This window comes from Kitasatospora sp. NPDC007106 (assembly GCF_040634455.1).
Taxonomy (GTDB): Bacteria; Actinomycetota; Actinomycetes; order Streptomycetales; family Streptomycetaceae; genus Kitasatospora; species Kitasatospora arboriphila.
Genome location: NZ_JBEYFP010001379.1, coordinates 1 through 1159 on the forward strand (window position 1 = coordinate 1; position 1159 = coordinate 1159).

The window sequence follows — 1159 nt, forward strand, 5'->3', positions numbered from 1 at the left end:
AGTTGAGGGTGTTGGCGATGCACTCCTGCTCGTTGTACGCGGGCACCAGGACGGTCGCCGGCTCGGTGACCGGCGGCCCCCAGGAGAACGTCCGGCGCCTGGTGCGGCGGGCGTGCTTGACCGACAGGAACAGCATCAGCGCGAACCGCCCGAAGACCAGCGTGCCGACCACGGCGAGCAGCACCACCAGGACGGGCATCACCAGCACCGAGCCGTGCGCCAGGTACAGGAAGGCCTCGCCCTCCCAGCGCTGGAAGTCGCTCGCCCGGGACATCGGGCTGCCCGCGCCGATCGCCTGGCTGACGGTGGTGAAGCGGTACCCCTCGGACTGCAGTTGCGGCATCAGGATCCGCAGCGCCGCGACGCTCTGCGAGCGGTCGCCGCCGGCGTCGTGCATCAGCACCACGTGGCCGGCGCCCGGCTTCTTCGGCAGGGCGGCCCGGACGATGGCGTCCACGCCGGGGCGCTGCCAGTCCTCGGTGTCCTCGTCGATGAACGCGGTGACGTAGCCGCGGTCGGCGAGCTTCTTGACCACCGGCCAGGTGAGGTCGTCCAGCGCGGTGGCGTCCGAGGAGTACGGCGGGCGGAACAGTGCGCTGTGCACCCCCGCGACACCGGCCAGCGCGATCTGGGTCTGCGCCATCTCCCAGGTGATCCGGCGGTCCGACTGCAGGGTCAGGTCGGGGTGGGTGAAGGTGTGCAGGCCGATCTCGTGGCCCTCGGCGAGGATCCGCCGGATCAGCTCGGGGTGCTGGACGACCATGGAGCCGGTCACGAAGAAGGTGGCCTTCGCGTGGTACCGGGCGAGGACGTCGAGGATCTGCGGCGTCCACTTCTCGTCCGGGCCGTCGTCGAAGGTGAGCGCCATGGTGTGGTCCTGCGCCCGGTAGCTGCGCGGCGCGCCCGGTCCGCGGGCGTCGATCACCGGCCCGCCGGTGAGCAGCGCGGCCGGCACGGTGGTCTTGTCGACCGAGACGTTGATCCGGGCGTCGTGGAAGGCCTCGTTGGTCACCAGGCCGCGCAGCAGCAGGGTGAGGAGCAGGGTGAGCAGCACCACCGTGGGCAGGGTGAAGCGCAGCGGGGGAACGGCGCGGCGGTCACCGAGTTGCCGGCGGGGCGCTGGGCGGCCTGCGAGGTGCCGGCCAGTCCTCCCGGCCCC

The 1159-nt window shown here is 72.1% G+C and carries 1 protein-coding gene; it reads right to left on the reverse strand.

What is annotated here, in order from left to right; translation table 11 throughout:
- The coding region (locus tag ABZ641_RS38630) for a polysaccharide deacetylase family protein (RefSeq protein WP_359989365.1) at nt 1–1057 on the reverse strand (1057 nt) is incomplete at its 3' end.
- Nucleotides 1058–1159 lie beyond the last annotated feature (102 nt).